A 3,667-nucleotide genomic window follows, 5' to 3' on the forward strand; every position below is an offset into this window, starting at 1 on the left:
AGTCAATGGTCACATCAGTGGTCACCACAGGAAAGGTGTATTCGTTGAAAATGGGAATAGATGCAGAAGCTGTAACGGTATCACCGCAAACATTAATTGTAACGGCAGAGATTATCAGAGAGTCAACTTGTGACCCGAGTCCGGTGGCAAGCGAGATGATATCCACGCAAACCGTATCCACACCGGGAGGGAACACCACAAAGTTTTGATCGGGTTCAATGTAATGCACGCCGGGAATGGCAGAGCCGCTCAGGTCGAAAAAGGTAGTGTCAGTTCCCATGGTGTCCGGTCGGAAAAGGCAAAACTGCGCATTGGTACATCCGGCAACGATCCCGTCGATAAAGTCGTTTTCGCCGAGTTCAAAGCCGGGAACAACGGGGTTTACATTGAGGTCAACAATCAGGTTCGACGAAAAACTGCCTTTTTCAAAGAACACGCCTGAGTCACGAATTCCATCGGCTACATTGGCAATGACCAGCTTAATGTGATAAACTTCGCCGCATTGCACCAATGCCTCTGCGGTGAGGGGTACGGTGTAGCCACCAAAACAAACATCTGATTGAGATTGATTACCCGTGTTGTCTCCTTGGTCAACGAAAAGATCAGCATTACATGGGCATATTTCGCCCGTTTGTGGATTCGTGCAAGGTCCGGGACTTCCGTTATTTACATTGTTGATCGATACAAAGTTGCCATCCGGCAGTAATGCGATGTTTTCGGCTTCACCGGTAAAGGGGCCGGTAATTCCGGGACCACTCAGGAAAAACCCAAAAACATCATTAAAGCCGCTGCAAACAAATGCGTTGTATTCCCGGGATGAGAAGATATAATTGAACTTTAATGAATCACCCGAAGGTATGAAGTCGAACTCAACCACAGTTACGTCGTGCAGCTGAGGCCCTCCCCCCAAAAGTTGGGAGAGATCAGGATCTACAGTCGGGCCGCTTCCATCTACCCCAGGTCCACAAGTAACGATTTGAACATTTTTGGTGGTCATCACCATTCCTTCTTCGATGGGAAAGCCCGTGCCAAAACTTGTGAAGGATCCGATCCGTGGGTTGGTAATGTCAGCATCAAAACCTCCATAGATGGTGACGTTAAATGCTTCAACTCCTTCGCCCAGAAGGAATTCGTTCACAATTTCCTCAACAGTGAGCGCTGTAGACGTTTGGGTTTGAGCTGTTAAATCTTGAACGAAAAGCGTTAGTAAAACAGAAAATATTCCTGTGATTCGGATGGTCTTCATGATGATGGTGTTACATTCTCAATAGCAAAAAGCTTTTTGATGCTTGACTTGGTTCAGGCCGGTAAAGATAAGCTTTTGTTGAAAATCCTCGCTCGGCTGAGCTCTGGGTGTACCGCACAGTTGACTCAATTTGCTGCCGAGATGTGATTCCTACATAAGCCTTCAAACCGCTTACCGCGATTGACGATCAATTACCGTTTCGGTTGCACTGCGAACGTGATAGAAGTGAGGATTCCGGTCTTTACGTCCGACTGCAATAGTAAGCGCCCACCACGATGTGATCCATTTTTGTGCGCAAAAAGCAATTGATGGCTTCTTGCGGAGTGCGCACAATTGGCTCATTCTCATTAAGTGATGTGTTGAGCACGATGGGAACACCGGTTTTTTGGTAAAAAGCATGAATTAAATCCCAGTAAAGAGGATTGGTCTTTTTGCTCACTGTTTGCAGCCTTCCTGATCCATCCACGTGGGTAACTGCTGGTATTTCAGCATGCTTTTCAGGACGGATGGGTAGTACGCGCTCCATAAATGGCGACGGTTCATTCACTTCGAAGTAGTCTGAGACATGTTCTTCCAGGATACTGGGCGCGAAAGGCCGGAATTTTTCCCTGAACTTGATTTTCAGGTTAATGATGTCGCGCATATCGGTTCTTCGCGGGTCTGCCAGCAGGGTGCGGTTGCCAAGAGCCCTTGCTCCAAACTCCATTCTTCCTTGAAACCAACCCACCACCTTGCCGTTGCAGAGGTCTTCCACAACCCTGTTAATCAAGTCTTCTCGGTTTAACGCTTCGTGCTTCACGCCGCATTCCATTGCTGCGGCCTTACATGCTTCGTCAGAGAAAGAAGAGCCGAGGTACCCGTGTTCTAGTTTGAATGTGCGAGGCTGTTTCAGTTCTTGATTCCAAATGTGGTAGGCCGCGCCGATACATGTCCCGTTGTCGGCTGCGCCCACGGGGCTGTACACATTTTTGAAAGGTGTATTTCTTGCAATTTTTCCGTTGGCCACCGAGTTCATGGCAACTCCTCCGGCAATGCACAGATTGTCGCTCGGAGAGGCCTTGTGCAGCTCAGTGAGCAGGTGAAACAGAATTTCTTCGGTAACAGCCTGCAGTGATGTTGCAATGTTTTGGTGATGGTCTGTGAGTTCTTCTTTAGGTTTTCGTGCTGGCCCCAGCAGTTCCTCAAGTGCGTTGCTGTGAAATGGCTGAACGGAAGGTGCGCCGTTTTCCCAGCTCATATTGATGCCTTCTTTCTGGTGGGTGAAATACTTTAAATCGAGCTCAAAGCCTTGTGTTTTAGGCGAGATGATTTTCCTGAATGCGTCTACGTAAGCGGGTTTACCGTAGGGCGCAAGTCCCATCACCTTATACTCGTCGCCATAGTTCGGAAATCCAAGGTAGAGGGTGATAGCATTGTACAGAAACCCTAGCGAGTGTGGGTAGTGTGTTCGTGCAAAAGGTTTGATTTGGGTGCCTTCACCCGAAGCCATAACCATGCTCACAAAGTCACCCATCCCGTCAATGGATAAAATAGAGGCCTCTTCAAACGGCGAGAGGTTAAAGGCGTGCGCCATGTGGCAATTGTGGTGCTCCACTTGGTGAATGGTAGCAGTTATTGAGGATTCATCCACATCACAAGCTTTTGCAAGATAGCTTTTGAGGCTTGCCGATTTACGCTGCCTGCTAAATCTGTCAAGCAGAGAATTCAGCGATGGGCGTTGCTTGATGGTGTATTTGAGCTTTTCAGTGAGGTTGGCTTTTGGATCAAAAGAAACTGCTACGTGTTGCAGGTCTTCAACTTTTATTCCGGCTTCTTCCAGGCAAAATCGAACAGAGGCTTCAGGAAAACCTGCCCAATGTTTGATGCGGTTGAATCGCTCTTCTTCAATGGCTGCTATAAGCTTGCCGTTTTGTACAATGCATGCGGAAGAGTCTCCGTGAAAAGCATTGATACCTAGTATATTCATGCTCATTGGTTAATTGCGTGCCCTCAAAAGGTCATAAAACCCCGAAATGCAATACTTTGGTTTGTTCGGCTGCGAAGGTAGAAAAATTAAAGCCAGTTCACATTTTCATGAACTGGCTTTAGGAGTGCCAATGGTAGCGTGAGGGGAAGTAATTACCTACCTGATAACCGTGATGGTTCCTTGCTTTTCAATAAGCTTGTCGCGGGTGGTTCGGGCCTTAATGGTATAGACGTACACTTCATTTTGGGCGTAGTATCGTCCGGATATATCTGATCCGTTCCACTTGTTGTCCATGCTGTTGGTTCTGAATACTACCTGGCCATAGCGATTCATCACCACCATTTCGAACTCAGCGATGTTGTGGCCTTTTACTTCAAAGAGGTCGTTTACACCGTCTTCGTTGGGGGTAAAGGCGTTGGGTACAAAGATTTGCCCTTCGGGTTCAACCATCGCAC

At 47.6% G+C, this 3,667-nt stretch carries 3 protein-coding genes; all 3 read right to left on the bottom strand.

The window, feature by feature from the left end; all coding sequences use genetic code 11:
- Positions 1-1,246 (bottom strand): hypothetical protein (locus EA392_00400; protein ID TVR42369.1); only part of this gene is annotated, 1,246 nt, incomplete at its 3' end.
- Between the two features lie 241 nt (positions 1,247-1,487).
- Entirely contained in the window at positions 1,488-3,212 is a 1,725-nt protein-coding gene (locus tag EA392_00405; protein ID TVR42371.1) for a carbamoyltransferase, read from the bottom strand.
- A 156-nt stretch (positions 3,213-3,368) separates the two neighbouring features.
- Positions 3,369-3,662, bottom strand: coding sequence for a gliding motility-associated C-terminal domain-containing protein (locus tag EA392_00410; protein ID TVR42370.1), 294 nt, complete (start codon positions 3,660-3,662; stop codon positions 3,369-3,371).
- Positions 3,663-3,667: the final 5 nt, after the last annotated feature.

Source organism: Cryomorphaceae bacterium, from assembly GCA_007695365.1.
In the GTDB taxonomy this organism is placed as follows: Bacteria; Bacteroidota; Bacteroidia; order Flavobacteriales_D; family SKUL01; genus SKUL01.

Excerpts from the sequence above, each read along its gene's own strand:
- EA392_00410 (TVR42370.1), bottom strand. The coding sequence starts at position 3,662 with ATGGTTGAACCCGAAGGGCAAATCTTTGTACCCAACGCCTTTACCCCC.
- EA392_00405 (TVR42371.1), bottom strand. The coding sequence starts at position 3,212 with ATGAATATACTAGGTATCAATGCTTTTCACGGAGACTCTTCCGCATGC.